The organism is Paenibacillus barengoltzii NBRC 101215 (assembly GCF_004000745.1).
GTDB lineage: Bacteria > Bacillota > Bacilli > Paenibacillales > Paenibacillaceae > Fontibacillus > Fontibacillus barengoltzii.
The window spans coordinates 1-23,048 of the sequence record NZ_BILV01000045.1 but is presented as its reverse complement, the minus strand read 5'-3'; the positions used below and the strand labels follow the sequence as shown (position 1 = coordinate 23,048).

The 23,048-nt window shown below is 55.6% G+C and carries 21 protein-coding genes; 15 read left to right on the top strand and 6 right to left on the bottom strand.

Annotated features, from left to right (window positions below; translation table 11 throughout):
• Positions 1-215: 215 nt before the first annotated feature.
• Both PBA01S_RS13475 and PBA01S_RS13470 read right to left on the bottom strand, forming a co-directional pair.
• Positions 216-1,094 carry a sugar phosphate isomerase/epimerase family protein gene (locus PBA01S_RS13475; protein WP_016313757.1) on the bottom strand — a complete coding sequence of 293 codons (879 nt, stop codon included), beginning with the start codon at positions 1,092-1,094 and terminating at the stop codon, positions 216-218.
• A gap of 30 nt (positions 1,095-1,124) precedes the next feature.
• A complete protein-coding gene (locus PBA01S_RS13470) occupies positions 1,125-2,183 on the bottom strand; it encodes a Gfo/Idh/MocA family protein (RefSeq protein WP_028537522.1) in 1,059 nt (352 codons plus the stop codon).
• 142 nt (positions 2,184-2,325) lie between these two features.
• Here PBA01S_RS13470 and PBA01S_RS13465 point away from each other — a divergent pair, with 142 nt between their 5' ends.
• Positions 2,326-3,186 (top strand): helix-turn-helix domain-containing protein, encoded by an 861-nt coding sequence (locus tag PBA01S_RS13465; RefSeq protein WP_127576174.1) that lies wholly within the window; start codon positions 2,326-2,328, stop codon positions 3,184-3,186.
• A 46-nt stretch (positions 3,187-3,232) separates the two neighbouring features.
• A complete protein-coding gene (locus tag PBA01S_RS13460) occupies positions 3,233-5,158 on the top strand; it encodes a beta-N-acetylhexosaminidase (RefSeq protein WP_127576173.1) in 1,926 nt (641 codons plus the stop codon).
• 8 nt (positions 5,159-5,166) lie between these two features.
• On the opposite strand, the gene PBA01S_RS13455 is transcribed toward PBA01S_RS13460, so the two are convergent.
• Positions 5,167-6,126 (bottom strand): helix-turn-helix transcriptional regulator, encoded by a 960-nt coding sequence (locus tag PBA01S_RS13455; RefSeq protein WP_028537525.1) that lies wholly within the window; start codon positions 6,124-6,126, stop codon positions 5,167-5,169.
• A 148-nt stretch (positions 6,127-6,274) separates the two neighbouring features.
• On the opposite strand from PBA01S_RS13455, the gene PBA01S_RS13450 reads away from it, so the two are divergent.
• From PBA01S_RS13450 to PBA01S_RS13435, 4 genes are all read left to right on the top strand, one after another.
• The gene (locus PBA01S_RS13450; protein ID WP_085170518.1) at positions 6,275-6,697 is read left to right on the top strand and encodes a VOC family protein; all 423 of its coding nucleotides are present in this window, start codon (positions 6,275-6,277) and stop codon (positions 6,695-6,697) included.
• A 123-nt stretch (positions 6,698-6,820) separates the two neighbouring features.
• On the top strand, positions 6,821-7,165 hold the full coding sequence (locus tag PBA01S_RS13445) for a thioredoxin family protein (RefSeq protein WP_255315357.1): 345 nt from the start codon (positions 6,821-6,823) through the stop codon (positions 7,163-7,165).
• A 93-nt stretch (positions 7,166-7,258) separates the two neighbouring features.
• Complete coding sequence (locus PBA01S_RS13440; protein WP_127576172.1) at positions 7,259-8,236, top strand: AAA family ATPase; 978 nt, start codon at positions 7,259-7,261, stop codon at positions 8,234-8,236.
• 3 nt (positions 8,237-8,239) lie between these two features.
• Positions 8,240-9,319 (top strand): DUF58 domain-containing protein, encoded by a 1,080-nt coding sequence (locus PBA01S_RS13435; RefSeq protein WP_016313749.1) that lies wholly within the window; start codon positions 8,240-8,242, stop codon positions 9,317-9,319.
• Positions 9,320-9,399: 80 nt separating this feature from the next.
• On the opposite strand, the gene PBA01S_RS22800 is transcribed toward PBA01S_RS13435, so the two are convergent.
• On the bottom strand, positions 9,400-9,546 hold the full coding sequence (locus PBA01S_RS22800) for a hypothetical protein (protein WP_164744160.1): 147 nt from the start codon (positions 9,544-9,546) through the stop codon (positions 9,400-9,402).
• Between the two features lie 560 nt (positions 9,547-10,106).
• Between PBA01S_RS22800 and PBA01S_RS13430 the strand changes: the two genes are divergently transcribed.
• The 7 genes from PBA01S_RS13430 (at position 10,107) to PBA01S_RS13400 (ending at position 18,583) form a co-directional block, all read left to right on the top strand.
• The gene (locus PBA01S_RS13430) at positions 10,107-11,378 is read left to right on the top strand and encodes a glycosyl hydrolase family 28-related protein (RefSeq protein ID WP_028537529.1); all 1,272 of its coding nucleotides are present in this window, start codon (positions 10,107-10,109) and stop codon (positions 11,376-11,378) included.
• A gap of 136 nt (positions 11,379-11,514) precedes the next feature.
• Positions 11,515-12,573 (top strand): polysaccharide deacetylase family protein, encoded by a 1,059-nt coding sequence (locus tag PBA01S_RS13425; RefSeq protein ID WP_164744159.1) that lies wholly within the window; start codon positions 11,515-11,517, stop codon positions 12,571-12,573.
• 11 nt (positions 12,574-12,584) lie between these two features.
• Positions 12,585-13,271: a YveK family protein gene (locus PBA01S_RS13420; RefSeq protein WP_028537530.1), complete on the top strand. Its 687-nt coding sequence runs from the start codon at positions 12,585-12,587 to the stop codon at positions 13,269-13,271.
• 33 nt (positions 13,272-13,304) lie between these two features.
• Positions 13,305-14,720, top strand: a complete 1,416-nt coding sequence (locus PBA01S_RS13415) for a lipopolysaccharide biosynthesis protein (protein WP_164744158.1) — start codon at positions 13,305-13,307, stop codon at positions 14,718-14,720.
• Positions 14,717-15,958: a glycosyltransferase gene (locus PBA01S_RS13410; protein ID WP_016313743.1), complete on the top strand. Its 1,242-nt coding sequence runs from the start codon at positions 14,717-14,719 to the stop codon at positions 15,956-15,958. Before PBA01S_RS13415 ends, PBA01S_RS13410 begins: the two co-directional genes overlap by 4 nt.
• On the top strand, positions 15,955-17,181 hold the full coding sequence (locus PBA01S_RS13405; protein WP_016313742.1) for a glycosyltransferase family 4 protein: 1,227 nt from the start codon (positions 15,955-15,957) through the stop codon (positions 17,179-17,181). The genes PBA01S_RS13410 and PBA01S_RS13405 overlap by 4 nt, the downstream gene beginning before the upstream one ends.
• Positions 17,159-18,583: a sugar transferase gene (locus PBA01S_RS13400; RefSeq protein ID WP_127576168.1), complete on the top strand. Its 1,425-nt coding sequence runs from the start codon at positions 17,159-17,161 to the stop codon at positions 18,581-18,583. The genes PBA01S_RS13405 and PBA01S_RS13400 overlap by 23 nt, the downstream gene beginning before the upstream one ends.
• Before the next feature lies 1 nt (position 18,584).
• On the opposite strand, the gene PBA01S_RS13395 is transcribed toward PBA01S_RS13400, so the two are convergent.
• Both PBA01S_RS13395 and PBA01S_RS13390 read right to left on the bottom strand, forming a co-directional pair.
• Complete coding sequence (locus tag PBA01S_RS13395) at positions 18,585-19,892, bottom strand: glycosyl hydrolase family 28-related protein (protein WP_028537532.1); 1,308 nt, start codon at positions 19,890-19,892, stop codon at positions 18,585-18,587.
• Entirely contained in the window at positions 19,885-20,961 is a 1,077-nt protein-coding gene (locus tag PBA01S_RS13390) for an LCP family protein (protein WP_232228257.1), read from the bottom strand. Before PBA01S_RS13390 ends, PBA01S_RS13395 begins: the two co-directional genes overlap by 8 nt.
• Before the next feature lie 250 nt (positions 20,962-21,211).
• On the opposite strand from PBA01S_RS13390, the gene PBA01S_RS13385 reads away from it, so the two are divergent.
• A complete protein-coding gene (locus PBA01S_RS13385) occupies positions 21,212-22,180 on the top strand; it encodes an NAD-dependent epimerase/dehydratase family protein (protein ID WP_028537533.1) in 969 nt (322 codons plus the stop codon).
• Positions 22,181-22,399: 219 nt separating this feature from the next.
• Positions 22,400-23,048 (top strand): hypothetical protein (locus tag PBA01S_RS13380; protein ID WP_371859531.1); only part of this gene is annotated, 649 nt, incomplete at its 3' end.

Genomic DNA, 23,048 nt, shown 5'->3' with positions numbered 1-23,048 from the left:
ACTCCAGAAGCGCTATTTGCCTGCTTTAGGGCGTTATACTCACGTAACGGACCGAGGAGGCCTTATTTCGGATGGAGCCGATCAAATCGCCGCAGTAGAGAGTCCATAAGGTCGCTGGAGTCCGTTACGGCGGGAAATCATCGGGAAATAAGCTAATAAGGTCATTTGGGTCCGTTACGTGAGGCAGAGAGATCGGCTGATTTCCCGAGAGGCAACTATCCCCGGAACGACTGGATAAACTTCACAGCCTGACGGATATCCTCTTCTGGATTGTCGCCGACTTCGCGTTCGATCGTCAGGTAGCCGGTGTAGCCGATTTCCTGCAGGGCGGCGAAATATGCCGGGAAGTCAACGCTGCCCTTGCCCAGCGGTACTTCCTCGAAGCCTGCACCGGAGGCGGCCATATCGGCGATTTTTTCGTGGCTCATGGCATCGTAGCCGAGGAAGCCGTACACGTCCCGCGGATCCACCGGGCGATGGCGGACGCCGTCCTTGACGTGCGTATGGACGATGTATTCCCGCAGCGTTTTGACGCCTTGAACCGGGTCATCTCCCGTGACCATCACCATGTTGGCCGGGTCGAAGTTGACGGAGACGCCGTTGGTGCTGAGGGTGTCCAGGAAGCTTTTTAGATGAGCAGCAGGCTCGGGTCCGGTCTCGATCGCAAAATAAGCGTTCAGACTCTTCGCATACACGCCCAGCTCCTCACACGCCTCTTGCATGGCTGCGTAAATGGGGCTGTTGGTGTCCTCCGGCACGATGCCGATATGCGTAGTCACCACGTTGGTGCCCAGTTCCACCGCCAGATCGAGAATGCGCTTGGACTTTTCGATTTTGGCGGGGTTGGCGGTAGCATCCTGAAATCCATGGCCGGCCAGGTCGCCGCACAAGGCGGAGATTTCAAGCCCCAGGCTGTTGATGTAATCGCGCAGCTCTTTGCGCTTGGCTCCGGTTAGAACCTCGGGATCCATCTCGCCGGAAACGGCATAGATCTGTACGCCGTCGGCACCGGCTTCCTTCGCTTTCTTTAAGCCTTCCTTCACGCCTACGCCAAAGCTGTCAACGATAATGCCAATTTTGTTATTTAGCTTCATCGTGCTCACGCCTCCTTGGACTTCATAAGATTAAAAATGAATTTCCCGGCCTTCGGCAGCCGAATCGTAAATTGCGTTCAGGATTTTAATCATTTCCACACCGTCTTCCACCGGGCTGATCGGCGGAATGCCATCCAGGCAGCTAGCGACAAAATGGTCGATTTCATTCTGGAAGGCCCCGCTGAAATCAAAGCCTGGCGTACTGATCTGCGGTTCGATATTCACGATGGTGTTGTGGCGCTCCGTCACGATCGACAATGTCGGTTCAATTTCGGCGCCGCCCTTGTCGCCATAGATATTAATCAGTGCGGAATTTTGCTTCGCATGCAAGGAGAAGCTGACGTCTACAAGCAGTGACGCACCGTTCTCGAAGCGAATCAACGCATTGGCCATATCCTCCACCGTGTTGAGGGAGGCATCGTAGTCCGCTGCTTGGTAAAACGAGTAGTTCTCGATGTTCGAACGATTCCCCAGTTTCGCATAGGTGTTGCCGCTCACCGATTTGACTTTCGGCCGGCCCATCAGATACCAGCACAGATCGATGGCGTGCACGCCGATGTCGATCAGCGGGCCGCCGCCGGAGCGCGACTTGTCGGCGAACCAGCCGCCGGGATTGCCAAGCCGACGCAAGAGGCTCGCTTTGGCATAATAAATCTCGCCGAGGTCTCCGGCATCGATAAATTTCTTCAGCACCGCGATGTTGGAGGCGTGCCGCCGTACATAACCGACTTGCAGCAGGTTACCGGTCCGCTCGACGGCTTGTTGTACTTGCAGAGCCTCGTCCACCGTAATGCAGAGCGGCTTCTCGCAGAGAACCTGCTTGCCGGCCTCTAAAGCGGCGATGCTAATCGGGGCGTGGGTGTTGTTCCAGGTGCAGATGCTGACTGCCTGGACTTCCGGATTAGCGAACATCTCGCGGTAATCCGTGTAAACGTGCGGGATGTCGTATTTGCTTGCCATGCTCCGAGCCCGTTCCTCGTTCACGTCACAGATGGCGAGCAACTTGGCTCGCGGGTTGGCACGGTAGGCTTGCAGATGGGACTCGGAAATGGAACCTGTGCCGACCAGGCCGATGTTCAGTTGGCTCATTTTTCGCAAGTGCACCCTTTCGTTCTCCGCGCGAGTTTGCTACAATGAGAGCATTCATTCGCTAGGATATGTTTTATTTATTCAAATCTATGTTTAGGCACCCCTAATTTAGCACAGGGATTTAAAAGGGAGAATGTTCAGGATGACAAAATATCTGGATTATATGATCAGTCCTAAGCCAATTCGTTTGTTTAATCCCGCGGTGGATGCGAGCCGGCGCAAAATCCAATCGTTATCCGTCGTGAACGCCGGTCATCTGCCCGGGCGTACGATGCAGCGTGCGGACGCGAGGTTCCGGTACTGGGCATTTGTGGTGATCACGGGCGGGAGCGGGTACTACCAAGCTGGCAACGCGGAAAGGCAGGAGGTTACGGCAGGCTCCTGGTTCTGTCTGTATCCGAACGAAACGTTTCAGTACGGTCCACACGCGGAAGGGCATTGGGACGAATATTATTTCACGGTGGAAGGTTCAAGGGTGGAGGAATGGCTGGGCAGCTGGTTGCAGCACCCCGAGCAGGTGAAAAAAGCAACGATCGATGAATCCCTCATTAACCGGATGGAGCTCATGTTCATGTTGATTGACAGCGGCGTGCCAAGCAATCTTGACCGGGCTTCCCTCATGCTGGAGTCGTTCCTGTACGAGCTGGTATCGCAGGCGGATCAAGCGGAAGCGGGAAACCGGGGACGGTTCGTGATGAAAGTCATCGAGGACATTGCCGCTTCCCTGTATGCCGGTCCAACACCGGAGGAGCTGGCGGCGCGGCATCATATTTCGATGTCCACGCTTCGGCGGATCGTGCACGAATATTCGGGTTATCCGCTGAATGAATTCATTCACCGGCTGAAGGTGGCTGAGGCCAAGAACGTCCTGATGAACACGGAGAAAAGCGTCAAGGAAATCGGCGAATCGCTGGGGTATCAGGATACGTTTTATTTCTCGCGTGTGTTCAAGCGAATTACCGGATGTTCGCCGCGAAGTTATCGGCGCGAAGGTGGACAGTGAGTCTCTGGGCGCAGGGGTTTACACATTTGAGGAGGAGGTTCACGGGATGAAGCTTTTTTTTCAAGGATGGGATGAGGAATTAGTTCATGGTGTGAAAGAATTGGAGGCTCAACTCGGATTCCAAATGGATCCTTCGGGATTACCGGTGGAAGTCGTACGATTGTCTCCAGATGCGGGACAGCTGCGTGTTACGCTGAGCGGCGGGAAAGGCCGGATTGAATATGTGGAGAAGATTCACTTCTTCCGCGCCTTAGGGTTGTTTGTGGAGCACGCCAAGACGAAAGAATCGTTTGACCTCACGGAACGGCCGAGCTTCGATTACAACGGAGCAATGCTGGACGCATCGCGCAACGCGGTAATGCGGGTGGATGCGATCAAGCAGATGCTGCGTTACATGGCAGTGATGGGGCTGAACGGGCTGATGATGTATACCGAGGACACGTACGAAGTGCCGGAACTGCCTTACTTCGGGTATATGCGGGGGCGTTACACAGCGGAAGAACTGCGGGAATGTGATGATTATGCGGACTTGTTTGGCATCGAAATGATCCCGTGCATTCAGACGCTGGGGCATTTATTTCATGCGCTGAAATGGCAGTACGCCGAGCCGCTGCGCGACCATCCGGACATCGTGCTGCCGGGCTCGCCAGCCACGTATGAATTCCTGGAGCAGTCGATTCGGGCAGCGTCGGCGCCATTCCGGTCGAAGCGGATCCATATCGGCATGGACGAAGCGTTTCAAGTTGGACTGGGCCGGTATTTACGGGACAACGGCTTCCGCGATCGGTTCGAGGTCATGAACGAGCATGTCGGGCGGGTGATGGAGATCACCGGGAAGCTGGGGCTGGAGCCGATGATCTGGAGCGATATGTATTTCAACCTGTTATCAAACGATGTACAGGGCGGGTTGTATAACATGGAGGCGGATTTTTCCGAGGAAAATATGGCCAAGATCCCGAAAGGACTCCGGTTCGTGTACTGGAACTACTGGGGCACGGATGAGAATGTGTACAAAGAGGTGTTCGATAAGCACCGGTTGCTCGGATCGGAGCCGATCTTTGCCGGGGGCATCCATATGTGGAACCTGATGGCCCCGAACCATGGCAAAACGTGGTCGTCCATGCATCCTGCGCTGCGTGCTGCCAAACGGAGCGGCTTGCGGGAAGTGTTTGCGACCGCGTGGGGCGATAACGGGAATGAGGCGAATCATTTTGTGATTTTGCCGGGCCTGCAGCTGTTTGCTGAATATGGGTACCATGACGGCGAGATCACGGACGAGCATCTGCAGAAGCGGTTGGCCGCTTGCACGGGGCTTGATTTGTTTGGACCGCTCGAAGCATTGAAGGGGATGGATGAAGTGCCGGAGGTCCACGAAGGGAATTATTACGGCGCGAATCCATCGAAGTTCCTGCTCTGGCAAGATCCGCTGATCGGCTTGTTCGACAAGCATGTGGAAGGCATGGAAAAGACGCTGCCGGACTATTATGCCGGGTTGGCTGAGAAATGGCAGGGTTATCTTGCCGGAGAGGGAAGCGAATGGACGGAGCCGTTTACCGCGATGTTTGCCTTCTATGAAAAGCTCGCCGCTGCGCTGTCCGTGAAGTCGACGCTAGGCGTAACGATCAAGCGCCTTTACGACGCCGGGGACCGGGATGGGCTACGGCGGATCGCCGACGAGACGCTGCCGGAGCTGCGCCGCCGGGTTGACGAGTTGCGTGTGGCGCACCGGGAACTGTGGCTTGGAACGTACAAGCCGTTTGGCTGGGAAGTACTCGACATCCGCTATGGGGGAGTGCTCAGCCGCGCTGCGTCGGCGCGTGACCGCCTATTGGACTACGTAAATGGCCGGGTACCGCAGCTGGAAGAGCTGGAAGCTGAGCGTTTGGTGTTCAACCAGAACAACGTGTTTGGCACGCTGGATGTGAACGGCTTGTATCATCAGATTGCGACGGCGGGCTCGCTGTCGATGTAAATTGCCGCTTACGAATATTTCTCCAACAGCTCGCTTAATGTCCGCTTGATCGAATCCACCAGCTCCGGCGGTTCAAGGACGGTGGCCTCCTGGCCAAGGCCAATAAAGAACGTCGCGAGGTATGACAGCTCGCTGGCTGGGAACGGCCCTTCCAGCCGGCCGGAGCCATCCTCCCGGATGTGAAGCTGCAGGTGACGGCGGATGAACTGGCCTTCGCAGGCCTCAACGCCCAGCGGGGTAAGCTCAACTGCGCAGTTCAAGAGCGCTGGCTTGCGGCTGAGATGCTCCTCCCAGTTGCCGAGATGAATGTCGCGCAGGTCAAGCGGTTCCGGCGCGTCGGGCCCTGCAGCAGCCTTAGCTGAGGTGATGCGATCGCAACGGAACAAGCGGAAATCGCGCCGCTCGAAGCAATAAGCCGGGCAGTACCATAAGCCGTCGCTGGCGTATATGCCAACCGGCTGGATCTGACGGCAGGTGGAGACGCCGCGCCGCGATTCGTAGTTTATCCGGAGGACTTGCTGTTGGATAGCGGCTTCCAACAGCAAGCCTAAATACGGAAAAGCCGATTGCCGCGTCGGGGCCACGAAGTCGACGCGGTTTTTCATTTGGTCGATCCGATCTCGGACATCGCTGGACATATAGTGATAGAACTTGCCCAGCGCGGAGGACGTTTCCGTTTCAAACGGAAGAAATTGATAGTGGCGCAGGGCGTGGCTGGCGAAGAAGATCGACACCGCTTCTTCTTCGGTAAAGGCGATCGGCGGCAGAACTCGCTCGTTCAGCACCTGGTATCCGCCATGCGGCCCAACTTCGGAATACAGCGGCACGCCAAGTTCGCTAAGCTCCTGCAGGTCCCGAAGGATTGTGCGGGAGGAGACGCCAAATTCTTGGGCGAGTTCCTTAACGGTGAACCTGCGTTTGCGATTCACCGTCATCATCAGCTCCATGAGCCGTTTCGATTTGGACATGTGACTTAAAGCTCCGTTCGTGATTTTTTTAATTACGACAATAGTTGTCACTATTATGAGCTACACTGAGTACAAAGTCCAGTAAGCGGACTTGAACCTGCGCCGATGCGTGCGGGGGAAATGATGAGGATAAAGGAGCGGATCGAAGATGATTTTAACGGCCAGCCCATTAATTGCGTTGAACGGAGAAGCGGCGGAGGCGATCGCCTTCTATGAACAAATGCTGGAGGCGAAGGTGGTCTTTAAGGAGACGTTTGGCGAAATGCCGGAGCCGAAGCAGCCGATGAGCGAGGAGCTGCAGAAGCGGATTTCCCATTCCGTACTGAAGCTGGGAGACGCCGAGATGTATGTGTCGGACAAGTTTCCCGACGAGCCGCACTCCATCGGCAACCAGGTGACCGTGTGCCTCACCATAGACACGGCGGAGCACGCGAAGCGGATATTTGATGGTTTGAAGCAAGGGGGAGAGGTGCACCAGCCGCTGCAACCGATGTACTTCAGTCCGGCGTACGGTGTTGTGACCGACAAGTTTGGCGTCACCTTCTGCGTGTTTACGAAACGCCCGGCATAAAAGCCGGATTCGGAAGCGGCCTTTTCGTTTTTTTGACGAAAGGGCCGTTTTCCTATGCTATGATAAGAAATAACTGTTACGTCAAAAGAAACCTAGAGACCAAGAGACAGGAGTTGGGGACCCGTGAGTTTACGCGAAATCACGGAGCAGGAATGGCTGATGCAAGCGGAGAAGAGAAGGGAGACAGCGCCGGATGGGAAGGAAGCGGGTACGGGCAGGGAGGCTTTATTTTTCGTTACGACGCTTTGCGGGACCTGCCAACTGGCGGAAAAAATGCTGGAGATCGTCCTGGCGTCCGGCCCTTGTATTCCGGTGTCCAAGCTGAACATCAACTTTACCCCGATCCTGCGGGAACGATGGCGAATCGCCAGCGTCCCTTGTCTGATCGTGCTCGAAGACGGGGTGCCGGTCCGGCAGGAATATGCGATGCGTTCGGTGGTAGACTTAAGCGAGTGGCTGCGGGTGTAAGGCGATAAGACTGTCCAAGCCCTCCTTGGGCTATCGCGTTTGGAAAGCGGTAACAACGCATGACTAAATTTTGCGATGAAGGTGGTTTTTCCTATGGAACTGCGGGAAGCGGTAGAGATGATCGGGCGGATTCGCCGCAATATCGGTGAGGTGGTGGTTGGGAAGGAGAACGTGGTGGATTTGCTGCTCGCCGCGTTGCTCGGGAACGGGCATGTGCTGCTGGAGGACGTGCCGGGGACCGGCAAAACGCTGCTGGCCAAAGCGTTGGCCAAATCGCTGGGCGGCGAGTTTAAACGCATCCAGTTTACGCCGGACCTGCTGCCATCCGATTTGAGCGGCATTAATTTCTATAATCAAAAGACCGGCGAATTTGAATTCCGATCGGGGCCGGTGTTTACCCATGTACTGTTGGCGGACGAGATTAACCGGGCGACACCGCGGACGCAGTCCAGCTTGCTGGAGTGCATGGAGGAACGGCAGGTGACGATCGACGGGGTGACGCATGAGCTGGCGGCGCCGTTTTTCGTTATGGCGACGCAGAACCCGGTGGATCAGCAGGGCACGTTCCCGCTGCCGGAAGCCCAATTGGACCGCTTCCTGATGCGGATTGCCATGGGGTATCCAACATCCGACGAGGGCGTGTCCATTCTGGGACGCTTCAAGGAGCATCAGCCGCTGGCCGAGCTCCTTCCGGTCGCTTCGGCTGCGGAAGTGGCGGAAGCGCAGCGGTTCACGCAGACCGTCCGCACAGCGGAGGATCTGCTCGTGTATATCGTGGCGATTACCGAGGCAACCCGTAAGCATCCGGAGGTCAAGCTGGGAGCGAGCCCACGGGCGAGCATGAGTCTGCTGCGCGCCTCGCAAGGATTGGCGTTGATTCGGGGCCGTGATTACGTGACGCCGGACGACATCAAGGCGGTGGCCGTGCCGGTGCTGGCGCATCGACTGCTCCTTCGCCACAGCTTGCGCGGTGCGGATAACCCCGGGGCCGAAGTGGTGCGCCAGGTGTTAGAGCAGGTGGAGGTTCCGGCTGAAGCGGTGCTGGCGGCACAGGGCAAGCGGGGGGACTGACCGATGTTGCCTTGGCTCCTGATCAGCGCCGTAGGGATCATCGCGGCTTTGGCGCTCATTTACCGCTGGAGAGCTTTGAAAGGCGTTCGTTATCGGCGTTATTTTACGGAACGGGCGGTGTTTGAAGGGGATACCGTCGAAATGGTTGAGGTAATCTCGAACGCCAAGCTGCTGCCATTGCCGTGGCTTCGGCTTGAATCCAGCATCGCTGTCGGCCTGACGTTTGGCCGGCAGAGCAACTTGAACATCCATGCCGGGGAGATCTATCAGAACCACAGCAGCTTGTTCCATCTGCGGCCGTACCGGCAAATCACGCGGCACCACCAAGTGATCTGCTCGCGCCGGGGATGGTACCGGCTGGAATCGGCCACGATGACGACGGGGGATCCGTTTGGAATGAACGCCGAGGTCAAGCGGTTCCCGCTGGATCTTGAACTGCTAGTGTACCCGCGAATTCTGGAGCTGCAGGAACTGCCGCTGCCCAATCACAGCTGGTTGGGGGAACTGCCTGTCCGGCGTTGGATCGTGGAGGATCCGTTCCTGACCGCGGGCACCCGCGAGTACCGGGCTGGCGACCCGCTGGGCAGCATCAACTGGAAGGCGACGGCTCGCACCGGCAAGCTGCAGGTGCATCAACGTGATTATACAGCCGACCATCGGCTGATGATTTGCCTCAACCTGGAGACCAGTGATTCGATGTGGAAGACGGTCATCGATCCGGAGCGCATTGAGCTGGGAATCCGTTACGCGGCGACTGTGGCCGAGCATGCGCTCCGCAGCGGTCTGGCGGCGGGATTCGCCTGCAATGCATGCTTGGCGGACGGGCCAAGGGAGCCGATTCGGATTGCACCGTATGCCTCCGCAGACCAGTTCACTTTGCTGCTTGAGACGCTGGCCCGGATGGTGCTGGACAAAACCGTCTCGATGATCCGATTGCTGGAAATCGAGCTGGAGGCAGGCACAACCGATACCGATTATCTGATCATCTCCTGCCACCGGGGGGAGAAGCTGGTGGAAACCGCCGAACTGCTGCGGCAAAACGGCAACGGTGTAGAGTGGATGGATATTCCTGCGGTGGTGTAACAGCTGCAAGAGAATATAAGAATATAGAAGAAGCGCTGGATATAAAGCCGGCGCTTCTTCTTTTTACTGCTTCCCATCACTTAATGGCGTGTTTCCGTTCCCTCCAGGCACTGATAGACCTCGCCCATGTCCTGGGTTAGCGCTGACCGGTAGCCGGCGGCAGTCGCTTTTTTGATTTTCGCACGGATCTCCGTGCTGGCCTGATCTAGCGAGTAAGGGAGCTTCACGATGAAGGTATATTTCACCTCTGCAATATAGCCGCTCCATACAAACGGACGAACATCGGTAATATCAGGGGGAAAAACAAAGCTGGTAATGCGTTGGGCCCTCCATAGGTTCCCTCTGTTTACGTTATTAAGTGCCTCGCGTGCTTTAGATCAGCATTAGAACATGTCATCCCAATAGGAACGGATGACGCAAACAATAAGCAGCAGAGGGACGGCCGTTTCTCCTCAAGTTCATTGCTAGAGCACATTGTATTCCATTTTATAAAAATGGGAAATAAGGAATTTTCAGGAATGGATTCTACTTCTTGCAGTTGGAACACATCTGGAAGAATCATCGTAAAAACGATATTTTGGGTGTGGATGTCAGCACATTTTATATCATCTGTGATGTTCCTCATGTTACGTCAATAAGGCATAAAATGCCTTATTATCAGCATTTGAGCTTGTCCCTCCACATCAGAGCGAGCGATCATGCGTCGCGCGGTGTGACGGCTTCTGCCGCTCCCTCTCACAATAACTTGGCATTCTATATTATCAACCAACGAAAAGGAGGGAAGTTTATGATAAATGTAAAGAATTTTGGTGCTAAGGGTAACGGAGTTGCGGATGACACGGCGGCGATCCAGCAAGCGCTGAACCAGGCAGCAAAAACCAAAGATACGGTCTATTTTCCAAAAGGGGTCTATCTGGTCAATCCAGCTAAGACGTTAAGTGTTGGAGGGAACACCACGCTAAAGGGTGATGGCAGTACGTCGATCATTCGTGCGGCATCCAACAGCTTTGGTTGGGAACTAATGCGGGTGTCGGGGTCAAACATTTTATTGACCGATTTGGTTATTGATGGTAATCTGCGAGTGAACCGGGTTCTTACAATCGCTGGGGGGAGTAAGAAGGTGACGGTTCAAGGTCTGCTCGTCAAAGGGGCAACCCATAGCACTGACCGGCGAAGTGAGTATTATACAGGGGTCGTGTCGGGCATCGTGGTGCTCGGGAATACCGAATCGATTACGATCCAGGGAACAGAGATTGCTGACGTCCTTGCTCTCAACGCGGGCGGAGCGGGTCTGGTGGCTCGAGGAATTTACGTCACGACAACCTGGGGCAGCAAGGAACGGGCGGCCCGGCAAGTATCGATCACCGGTTGTTTCATTCATCGAATTGGGCCAGCCGACGACGGAGACGGAATATATTATGAGGACCCGGCGATGGACGAGAACCGTGCTACGGGAGTTGCCAGCTTGATTGCCGACAACCGCTTTGATGAATGTGCCAAACGGGCGGTGAAGGTGTATGCCAAAGGCGTTACGGTCCGCGGCAATACAATTAACAACCCTTACCTTAACAACAATTACTATAAGGGAACCAATAAAAGCAGCTTGGCACCGGACATGTATTCGGCAATTAGTATCTATGGCGGCGATAGCGTCGTAGAGGGAAACAAAATCTCAGGCAAAGGCAGCTTCTACGCAGCGATTGAGGTCGGAGCAGGTGATTTTGTCGAAAACGTTTCCATTCTGGGGAACTCCGTCACCATGGGCAGCCAAAGCGATATTAAAGGAACGACATCGATTCGCCTTGGAAATATCCGCGATTTTGTAATTCGCGGCAACGAGCTGAACAACGGCGAACGCGGGATCTGGACCTGGCAAGATGCTGATAAAGGAAAGATTGAAAATAACATCATACGCATGCCGAAGGGCAGCGGAATTGACCTGACGACCTATTTGAAAGGGTATACGCAAAAAAACATTACGTGCACAGGAAACAAAATTACAGCAGCTACGGCCGTCAGAACCTCGTCGTCAACTAATAAGAATGTGGTAGTTCGATAGAGATTCTAGAAGTACGACAAGCTTTTTTTACAATTTCAGCTACTAAAATGGGATAACTTTGAATATAAAACGATATAGCAATCAACTTGGTAGACGGTAGAACATGCAGCTTGACCCGAAGTGAGGTGGAAAAATGGTGGGGAAAGCGGGGATTTTAGTTATCTCGCTCGATTTCGAATTATATTGGGGAGTCCGTGATCTTTATACGAAAGCGGAGTATGGCTCGAAATGGTTGCAAGAAAGGGAATGGATTCCTCCCATGCTGAAGATGTTCAAGAATGCGGGTATCCATGCGACTTGGGCGACGGTGGGGATGCTGTTTTTTGCAAACCAGCGTGAGCTTCTGGAGGGCATACCGGAGCTTAGACCGAGTTATATGGACAGTCGGCTGTCCCCCTACGCCGAGATCGAAGCCGGTACCGCAGGGGAAGGGGAGATAGAGGACCCCGCTTCCTTTGCCCCATCATTGATAGAGCAAATCCGCCAGACTCCGGGTCAAGCGATCGGTTCACATACGTTCTCCCATTATTATTGCAGCGAAAAGGGACAAACGGCAGAGGAATTTTACAGTGACCTTCAAGCCGCGGTGGCCATCGCCCAAAAAAGGGGGATTTCCCTTCAAAGCCTGGTGCTTCCGCGCAACCAGCTGCGCCGCCAGTATTTACACCGACTGCCGGAGCTCGGCTTCATCACGTATCGGGGGAATCCCCGTCACTCCCTTTACCGTGAAGGATATTCAACGTCCGATCCCTGGTTCCGCCGGGTGCTGCGGCTGGCCGACAGCTACGTGAACCTGACGGGGCACCATACGTATTCGGTAGATTCGGTATCGCCGCGGCTGCCTATCGATCTGCCGGCAAGCTTCTTCTTCCGAACTCCGCCCGGGGCGCTCAAGCGGCTGGAGCCGCTTCGGTTAAAGCGGATCAAGGACGGAATGACTTATGCTGCCCGGCAGGGGCAGGTGTACCATTTGTGGCTCCATCCGTACAATGCGGCGGATGAGGATTTATTCCGCTCGCTGGAGAACGTCATTCACCATTACCGTCATTTGGCTGAGCGATATGGAATGATTAGCCTGAATATGGAGGAGCTTGGTGAACGGGTTTTGGCGGGAGCGGGGCAACCGGCAGCGGAAATCCCGGAGGAAGCCGAGGAAAATGCCGAAAAACATAGCTTGCAGGCATTAATCGAATGAGGTGAAAAACGATGGATATGGTTGATATGTGGAATGCGGTGCGGCGACACGCTCTCGCCTTTTCGATCGTCTTGGCGGTATGTGTCGGACTGGCTGTGCTACTAAACGAAGTGGTGGCTCCATCGTACAGGGCTAACGTGAGTCTGGTCGCCAATCTCGCCTCGAATCCAGAATCGAGCACATATAACGAGTTCCTAGCCAGCCAGATGCTAACGAAAACGTATGAAGATACCATTCAAAGCCGCTATGTTGCCACAGAGGTGAAGAAGAAAGTATCTACTCCTGACTCGGTTACTCAAATGCTGAAGAAGATCAAGGTCCGCACGGATCCAGGCACATTGGTCATCATGTTGTCATACACGGGGGAGGATCCAAAGCAGGCGGTCGCGATCGCCAACGCCTTCGCTGAAACCTTTATCGCCAAATCCAAGGAGATTGTGGCGGGAGCTAACGTTTCGATTCTTGACTTAGCCAGCCTGGAGGAGACACAAAAACCGGTCAGCCCGCGCAAAACAATGAACATCGCCATCGCTAGCTTTATTGGTTTTTTTGCAGGTCTCAGTCTGGCTCTGATCCTGGACGCTCGACATATCCGCAGCCGAAAAAGACGCCAAGCGCAACGGCATCTGCCGAAGGATTACCCGGAGCTTAGTGACGCCTTGTTTCGGATCGAAGACAAATACAAAGTGCAGGGCTAATTCATATGATCAAAGGACGATTTTATGCCAAATATGATCAGAACAGTCTTCTTCCATTGTCTCCGCCGTATCAGACAATTTGGTGAACGGCTGCGGCTCCCAAACGTGTCCAGCCAACTTAGGAAGCTCAAACATGACGGCTTCCTAAAGAGCGTGGCGGTGTTGGCCAGCGGAACGGTCGTCAGCCAGATTCTCGTGATAGCGACGCTGCCGGTGCTGACGCGCCTCTACTCGCCAACCGAATACGGAACATACTCGATGTACCAATCAATTATCGGGATCTTGCTGATGGTGATTTCCTTCTCCTATGAAAATGCCATCACCCTGCCGGAAGACGATCGTACCGCTTCCAATGTGCTAAATCTATCCCTGCGCATCTGTATCGGAGTCAGCATTGCCAGCGGCCTCGGTATTCATATCCTGGAGGAGCCGCTGTCAGAATGGCTGCACGAATCTTATTTGACGCACTATTATTTGCTCTTTATCGTCAGCTTGTTTGGCGCCGGGTTCTACCAAATCCTGAATTACTGGTCGATCCGTAAAAAGTACTTTAGGCAGCTGGCACGGACGAAATATACGCAAAGTATTAGCCAGATTTCCTCACAAATTGGCCTCAGCTTATTTCACCTCGGGCCGTTAGGATTGATCATCGGCGATATCATCGGCCGATTCGGCGGATTATTGCCGCAATGGAAGCTCTGGCGCCGGGATGTCAAAAGCCAGGCCATCATATCAGGGTGGGCCGATTTGAAGGAGAGCGCCTACCGTTACCGACGGTTTCCATTCCTTTCGATGACCGCCGGACTGCTAAACAGCGTGGTCTTGTACATACCTACGATTCTTCTTGCTTCGTTTTACGGCCCGCAAGTGGCCGGATGGTTTGCGCTTTGCCAGCGGATTCTCGGCTCGCCGATGACGCTGATCATGACCTCCGTCCGCAGCGTGTACTTGGCGGAATCCGCCGACTCCATGATTAACCACCCTCACAAACTATATCCCTTATTCCGCAAAACGGTACGCAACGTTTTTCTGTTCGGCGCATTAGTCATTTTGATCATCGTTGGGGTAGGTCCCTACGTGTTCTCGTTCCTATTTGGCGAAGAGTGGGCCCGGTCAGGCAGCTTTATCCGTATTCTCTCGATCATGTACTTAAGTCAGTTTGTCGCTAATTCCGTGGGATCGACGATTGATGTGATGGAACGACAGGACCTGCATTTGTATCGGGAGATCATTCGGACGGTGCTCATATTGGGCTCTATGTATTTTGCCTGGCATACGCAGCAATCGGCAGAGATGGCCATCTGGCTGTTTAGCGCTGCATCCACGTTAGGATACTTGCTGCATCTGGGATTGTCGTGGCACTCGGTGCGGAAATATCAGGGGGCGAAGCGCAAAGGATTTGAAGCTGCTGCCAGTCAAGTAACGGGAGGGAGTGGAGAACCAACGTGAAAATCTTATTTGTGATCACCGGATTCGATTATGCAGGGGCGGAAAACCAAGTGCTGATGCTATGCCGCGAACTTCGGGCGAGGAGCTGTGAGGTCCGCTTGGTTACGATGATCCCGCCGGTAGCGCACTTGGAGGAGTTGAAGGAGCTAGGGATTGAAGTCGTCAGCCTCGGTATGAAAAAAGGAGTTCCGGACCCTCGGGCGATCTTCCGGTTAGCCGGCTTGATTCGGCGGATGCGTCCCGATGTGGTCCATAGTCATCTGGTGCATGCGAATATTTTGGCGCGAGTCACGCGGTTGTTTGTGCGTATTCCGTTTTTGATCTGCACGGCACACAGCGTCAACGAAGGAGGCTGGCGGCGGGAATTGCTGTATCGGATGACGGATCCGCTGGGAGACCTGCTCACCCAAGTCAGTCAGGAAGCGGTGCGCATCTATACGGAGCGCAAAATCGCGTCTCCTCGTAAACTCCGGTTGATGGAAAATGGCATCGATCTCAGCCGCTTCGCAGAGGATCCCCAGCAACGCCGACAGCTGCGGACGGAGCTTGGCGTGGAGCTAAGGGTGGAGGAATCCGGGGAGAGCGTCCGGGCCGGAACAGCTGCAAAAGGGGAGCGAGCTGTTGTGGAGCGCGCGGGGCCTCCGCAGGAGCCGTTTGTCTGGTTGGCGGCAGGGAGGTTCGTTCCGGAGAAGGATTACCCGGCTATGCTGTTAGCCTATGCCGAAGCGAGGCAGCGCTTTGCGAACAGCGTGTTATGGATCGCTGGAATCGGGCCGGAACGTCCGCAGGTCGAACAGCTGGCGGCGGAATTGGGCTTATCGGCGTACGTGCGCTTCCTTGGTATTCGTACAGACATACCGGCTCTGATGCAAGCCGCAGATGGATTTGTCCTGTCCTCGAAATGGGAAGGGTTGCCGATCGTATTGCTGGAGGCTTGCGCCAGCCGGTTGCCGATCGTCGCTACCGCTGTAGGCGGCAATGCCGAAGTCGTGCTGGACGGCGTAAATGGCTACTTGGTACCGGCGGAGGAGCCGAGGGCGTTAGCCCAGGCGATGGAGCAGTTGATGGCCTTACCCCCGGAGGAGCGGCGAGCCATGGGGCAGCGCGGGTGGGAGTATGCTGCGGCTCATTATGACAATTCCCGTGTCACCGGGAAATGGATCGAGCTATACGAGCAGGCATCCGGCCGGAGGCTGCCTTCTGCCCGGATGTTGTCCAAGGAGGCGCATGAAGGATGACGAAAACGCGAAAAGTCGCTTATATCGCAACGGTATACGCCCATTTGGCAGCGTTCCATCTGCCTTTTATGCGCGATCTGCGGGATGCCGGGTTTACCGTCCATGCCTATGCCTCCCCGGATCACGGTCGGGAAGAGGTGGACGCTGCCGGTTTTACGTGCCGGGATCTTCCGTTTAGCCGCAGCCCGCTGGCCTCCAGGAATGTTCGGGCCCTTCGAACACTCGTGGGCTGGATCCAGCGGGAACGGTATGACCTGATTCACGTGCATACGCCTAATGCAAGTGTGGTCTGCCGAATCGCCGCCCTGCTGGCAGGCCGTCCGTATCCTAAAATCGTTTATACCGCGCACGGTTTTCACTTTTATACCGGGGCGCCCTGGATGAATTGGCTTTTGTATTATCCGATGGAGCGTTTCTTATCTCGGTGGACCGATCTTCTCGTGACGATCAATCGGGAGGATGCCCGGCGGGCGGAGGCTTTTCCAGTGCGTGGCCGCAGCGTCTACGTGCCCGGGGTTGGCGTCGATCTGACCTTGTATTCGGACGCGGCCTTGGGGGATGAAAATCGCGAGCAGCAACGCCGCAAGTTAGGCTTAGCCCCTGACGATTTCGCCGTGCTGTGCATTGCGGAGCTGAACCGCAACAAAAATCAAGCGCAGCTGATTGAGGCGATTGCGGAGCTTCGGCGCCGCGGCGTTCCGGCCGTGCTGATGCTGGCCGGAGTTGGTCGAGTCGAAGCGTGGTATCGGCAGCTCGCCGCGAAGTCCGGCTTAGCCGAGGCTGTACGCTTCCTCGGTTATCGCCGCGACGTGCCGCAGCTGCTGCAAGCTGCGGACGTCCTGGCGCTCGTGTCGCAGCGCGAGGGCTTGCCCAAAGCGCTGCTGGAGGGGTTGTCCGCCGGCAAGCCGCTGGTAGCTACGGCGGTGCGCGGCAGCCGCGATCTCGTCGCCCCTGGCCGCAATGGCTACCTCGTTCCGGTGGGGGACGTGCCTGCCACGGCCAAGGCGCTCGCGCGGCTGCAGCAGGACGCCGGACTGCGGCGGCGTATGGGCGAGTACAGCCGCAAGCTGGCGCAGCTGTACGATCTGGAGCAAATTCGCCGAGATGTGGCGGCGATGTATGCGCAGCTGGGGGTGCTTCAACAGGAAGAAGCTTGGGAGGATCAGCCGTGTTTGGTGAACGCGGAGGGGGAAGAGATTCATGGTCAAGCTGTTTCGGAATAACGGGATGAAGGCGGGGCTTCTCCTGCTTGATCTGCTGGCGATATACGCCAGCTACTGGCTGGTTACCGGGTTGCTGCTGCAAGGGAGTTGGAGCCAGCCCGGCACACTGGGGGATTCACCGTTCCGCAGCGCGCCGTGGATAGGGATGCTAACGGTGATGACGTACTATTTTTTTAACTTATACGATTTGGCAGGACGGCGAAAGCCGGCGCAATTTCTATGGAATCTCATACTAGCCCAGTTATTCGTTGCTGCGGAGCTGATTGTGATCAGTTATGCGAGCCAATGGTTCAGCTTGCCTCCGCGTCGGTTGCTCTTCACATTTGCCGCCCAACTGCTGTTATCCTTTGGTCTTCGCTTGCTGTTGTTTTACATCCAGAGCAAAGGATTTACCCGCAAAAAGACGCTGGCCGTGGTCAGCGCTGAAGCCCCTGATGAAGAAGTGCTGGGCCGCATGCTGGAACAAGGCAAGCCCTGGTTCCGCGTTGAGCGGATTGTACGTGCGGATCGTGAGGGGACGGGCGAAGGAATGCCGGAGCAGACATGGGCAGGGATGGAGACGCTGCTCATCGGGCCGGGATTGCCTCCCGAAACGAAAGCAGCCTGGGTTCAGGCCGCGGGGAAGAGAAATATGGAAGTGGTCATCGTTCCTGATTTTTATGAGCTGTATCTCGCCGATGCCGAGCCGCAGCAAATTGGCGACTTGCTGGTGTATTCACTGCTGCCGCCGCAGTTGACGCTGCCGGAGCGCCTGTTCAAGCGCTTGTTTGATTTGACGGTGTCTTCGCTACTTCTGCTTGCCGCATCCCCTGTGATGCTTGCGATGTTCCTGCTCATCCCGCTGACGTCGCGAGGGAAGGCGCTGTATGTTCAAGAGCGCATTGGGTTGCATGAAAAGCCGTTCCCGTTATACAAGTTCCGCAGCATGGTGGATGGCGCAGAAGCCGCGACCGGGCCGGTGCTGGCCGGGCGCAACGATGCCCGGGTGACCCGATTGGGCCAATGGATGCGCGCCACCCGGATTGATGAACTGCCTCAGCTGTTTAATGTGCTGCTTGGCCATATGAGCTTGGTTGGGCCGCGGCCGGAGCGGGCGTTTTTTATTAACCAGTTTAAAGAGGAGCTGCCGCATTACACGTATCGGCTGATGGTGAAGCCGGGGTTAACGGGTTATGCCCAAGTGATGGCGGGGTATGCCACTACTCCTTGCGACAAACTGCGTTACGACTTGATGTACATCAAAAGATATTCGCTGCTGCTCGATCTGAAGATTCTGTTCCAGACGATCCGGGTCGTTCTTCAACGGGAGCAAGCCAGAGGAGTGGAGGGTTGCGTTGTTGCCACGCCCACGGCAGCGGGGATCGATCGTGAAAATGCCTCCACCGGCCTCCAAATGAAATGAATTACTTGGCAGTATTGTCTGTCAGCGTTCCTTCCCCTGATGCCAGCGCGGCCTTAGCCTCCTTCGACAAGCGGATGGGGGTTTCCGCGCCGGTAATGACGTTTCCGGTGATGCGGAAGCTGCCGATTTGGTCGAGGCGGATCCCGCTTGAACCGGGGAAGGGCTGGCCATCGCTGCTTTCGATGAGGTTGCGCTCGATGACGATGCCGCCGGACGATTCAATATTGGCTTCAATCGCAGCATAGAAGCTGCCAGGCCCCCCGATCGTATTGTCGGATACGGTCACATCACCGGCATATACAGATATGGCGGCGTACATGTCCTGCGGCAGTTGGTCATTGGGCGTGGCGAGATAGTGGTTATCTCCGGAGTAAGGGTTAAGGATGCGATTGTTTTTCACAAGAACGCCGGGGGCGGAGATTTTAATGCCGCGTTTGGCGGTGTGGTGGAGGATGTTCCCCGAGACGACCGAATCTGATCGCGGCGAAGAAGCAGGCGGCTGATCAAAATAGATACCGTCCGCATCCTCTCGCGGGGTAATATAAGAGATTAGGTTGTCTGTAATACTAACGCGGCGGGCGATCGTGCGCCCTGGTTCGCTCCAAACCATGATCCCCCTTGCGACGGGGGTGGTTTCTCTCGCGGAGATTCCGGTGATTGTGGAGCCAAGGATGCTGATGTCCACGGTGTCGCCATAGATCATAATGCCGGCGACGACGGTCGTGGACAGCGGGTGCTGGCGATCAGCCGGCTGGTTCAAGTCTTGGATCGTACTATGCACAATTTGCACGTTCGATGATCCGCGGTGCACGCTGATCCCACGAGTCAGCCGTGAACCGCCGTCGATTACGATGCCATCGATGCGGATTTTGTGCCCCTGGACAGAGATCGCTTCAAAGCCGTACCGGGCTCCGGTGATCGCACGGAATTTCAGGACAGGCCGGCCCAGACCGCGCAGGGTGACGCCGCTGTAAATCGGCAGCGGCTCGTCCAGAGCGAGCAAATACGTACCAGGGGGGACGAGGACGGTCGTGTGATGACCGGTCGCCGCAGCCTGTCGAAGAACGCGCAGAAAAACAGCAGTATCATCTGTGAGGCCGTCGCCTTTGGCACCGGCTTCTTTCACGTTGAAGGTAGGAGCGGGGAAAGGATAGTTCGCTTCCCAACGCAGCAGCAAGGCCCAACACAAGGCCAAAACTAACAGAGCAAGGAGCAGCCACCGGCTCTGACGCCGACGCCGCGGATGACCGCCGCGTCGATTGGGGCGAAACGGGCCGTTGGGATAGGGCCAGGGTGATTTTTTACTCATCGATCTCATCCCCCAGAAGTTGACGAGATATCTCGGACCAGGCCGTCATATCCGGAATGCAGTAGTACAGCTCAGCACCGACCAACGGGTCCTTCGCTTTCCCGCTGCTCCCCGGAAACTGCACAAAATACATCTCCTCCGGGTCAATGCTGCGAACCATCCAGGCCAGGCTGAGCATATCGGTATCGGTCAGATTGGTGTCCAAAATGTCTTCCTTCACTTGCCGGATCAGCTCAGGCAGACGGGTCAGGTTATCCGGAACGAGCAGCTTGCGGGCAATCGCCTGCAAAACAAGTGCCTGATTACGTTGCCGAGCGTTGTCGCCGTCTTCCAGTGATTTGCGCTCGCGGACGAAGTTGAGCGCCGTTTCACCGTCCCAGTGTTGTTCTCCGGCAGGCAGAGTCCGATCATTGTAGGTCAGCTTAACGGGAGCCTCCAGCTTCACGTCGATGCCGCCGATCGTATCAATGAAATGCTCAAATCCGCTGAAGTTCGTTTTGATGTAATAGTTGATGGTGCAGCGGCATAAATTGCTGACGGCCTGAATTGCAGCGAGGGTGCCGGCGTGGCTCCCTTTGCCGCTGGCTTCCGCCATCGCATGGGCATGATTGATCTTGGTCAGCCCAATGCCGGGAAGATGAACCCGGGTGTCGCGGGGGATGGATACAAGGTTGACGGTGTTGTCCTCCGGATTGACATGGGCGAGCATCAGCACATCGGTGCGCGAAGCTTCCTCTGCCCGGGCATCGGTGGCGAGCAGCAGCAGGTTAAAGCTGCCCCGGGCTCCACGAATCTCCGCGAAGGAAGGATTCGCCGCAGAAGCTTTTCCGGCCGTCTCGTTGTCTTTCACACCGGTTAGTCCAAAGCTTGTCGTATCGCCGTTAACAGCTTCCTCCGTATCTGACACCCCAACTCCACCGATCTGTTCTGGTGTAGCCAATACCGGGATGTCGGTGCCTCGAAAATGCCGTGAGGGCTCGTATTTCAAATAGGCGGCCAGCAGTCCGCAAGCCGCAAGGAGTAGAAGAATCGCCGGGATTGCCACTTTTTTGGGGATTTTGAATTTCATTCGTTTTTCCACTCCGTCTCTATCAAATCGAGTAGATCTCGCGAAAAGGTTTCATAGCAGTATATTCGTGAAATCCGCACGGTATGCTCGGAACGAAAGGATCAGCCAAGCCACCGTCAAAGTGACTGATCCGCGTGCATAAATGACGAATTTCCAGTATTTTACCAAGTCTATTTTGGACTTGACCTACATAAGGTGGTGGAAATGGGGCAAACGCCGATATTTCTTAGGGAATAGGAGAGTCGAAGCGATGAAAGTGCTAGTCACCGGAGGAGCGGGGTTTATTGGGCGCCACACCGTCAAGCGGCTGCTGGAACAAGGGGATCAGGTGGTGGTGGTCGATACCAGATTGTCCGGGAATCTCGGGAAAAAAGACGATCTGCTTACATACTATCCGACGGACATTGTATCTGATGATTTGGAGTTGATCTTTGCAGAGGAGCGGCCGGATGCCGTCATTCACCTGGCAGCTCAAACGAGCGTTCAACGCTCGTTGCATCACCCCACGGCTGACGCGGAAACGAATATTCTGGGGACGGTCCAGCTGCTGGAGCAATGCGTGCGTTACGGTGTACAGCGGATTGTCTTTGCGTCCTCGGCCGCGGTGTATGGAAACCCCGACCATTTGCCGATCAAGGAATCGCAACGAACGGAGCCTTTATCCTTTTACGGCGTGTCCAAACGAGTTTCCGAGATGTATATTCAATCCTTCCATGAACGCTATGGGCTTGACTATTCAATCCTGCGGTATGCCAATGTGTATGGGGTACGGGAGCGGCGTACGGGTGAGGATGGGGTGTTAACCGCATTCGTTGAGCGACTAACTGCGGGTCTTCCGCTGGAGGTATATGGAGACGGCTCGCAGACGCGAGATTTCGTCTATGTGAAGGATATTGCCGCGGCGAACGTGAAGGCGTTGCGCTGCACAGGCAGTCAGATTTTAAATGTCAGCAGCGGCCGCGGCATCTCCCTTCTGGAGGTGCTGGGGGTATTATCGGAAATTTTCGGCCGTCAAGTGCAGCCGCAATTTCGTCCCGCTCAGCCGGGGGATATTGACCAAAGTGTGCTCGATAACGGCAAAGCCCGCGATATCCTCTGGTGGGAGCCGCGATATTCGCTATATGATGGATTAGTAGAGATGATGGAATTCGAAATGGAAGCGCGAAAAAATCCGCTGCTTATCGAACGAACGAACTACGTTGAACCATCGGTCATATAGGTCATTTGCGGCGCGCTTGCTTCGCCAAGTCCCGTCTGTCCCGTTTCTCTTCATGAGAAGCGGGATTCATTTTTTTGAGGGACACTGAGGATAAACGAGCCCGCAGTCCTCACCTCTGTGATATGATGAAGATTAGAAGAAGGAGAGCTTTCGATCGGATAAAAGTGTGATTAGGGTCCAGAGCCGGCTTTTCGGAGGAAGATCGGGAGGGATGACGGGATGAACGACAAGGATGAATACGGAGATCTGCATCAAAATGAATCCGCTTACCTGAGACAGACGTTGCGGTCAGGCCTCGCCTGCCTCATGGAATATGTGCTGCTGCTGCCGGCATGGATTCTGTTCGCGGTGTTCCTTCGGCCGCCGGAGTTCCCCATCGCGGGGCTTGGCCTGCTGCCGTTACTCTCGCTCATCGGAGTCTTGATTGGTACCCGGCTGCGCAAGCTATGGCAGCGCGGGGCGGTTGCCCTCGCCGCTGGCGCGGTTTATACCGCGGCCGCTTTGGCTTGGGCAGGGGGCGCGAGCGCGCTTGGCTTAGGTAACGCCGCATCGGCTACCCAGCTAGCCTCCACCGTCGTTGTGCTGCTGCAAACCGCCGCGCTGTTTGTCGCCGGTGTGTTTTGCTCGCTGCAAGGTCTGACGGTTCGAAATCGTCAGGGCCATTTTCGGCTGTACTGGGTGGGGCTGAGTCTCTACTTCCTAGCAGGGATCTTCTTTCCGCGAATCGAAGCGCTGCAAGCGACGGTCCCGTTGATCACCTGGGCCGGCGTATTCAGCTTAGCCACGGCTCTGTTCGTAACGAACCATCAGTTTCTGCGCTACAGTTCGCAGGCCGGTGACTCGGGAGAGCGGCTGCCGGCGGGGCTTC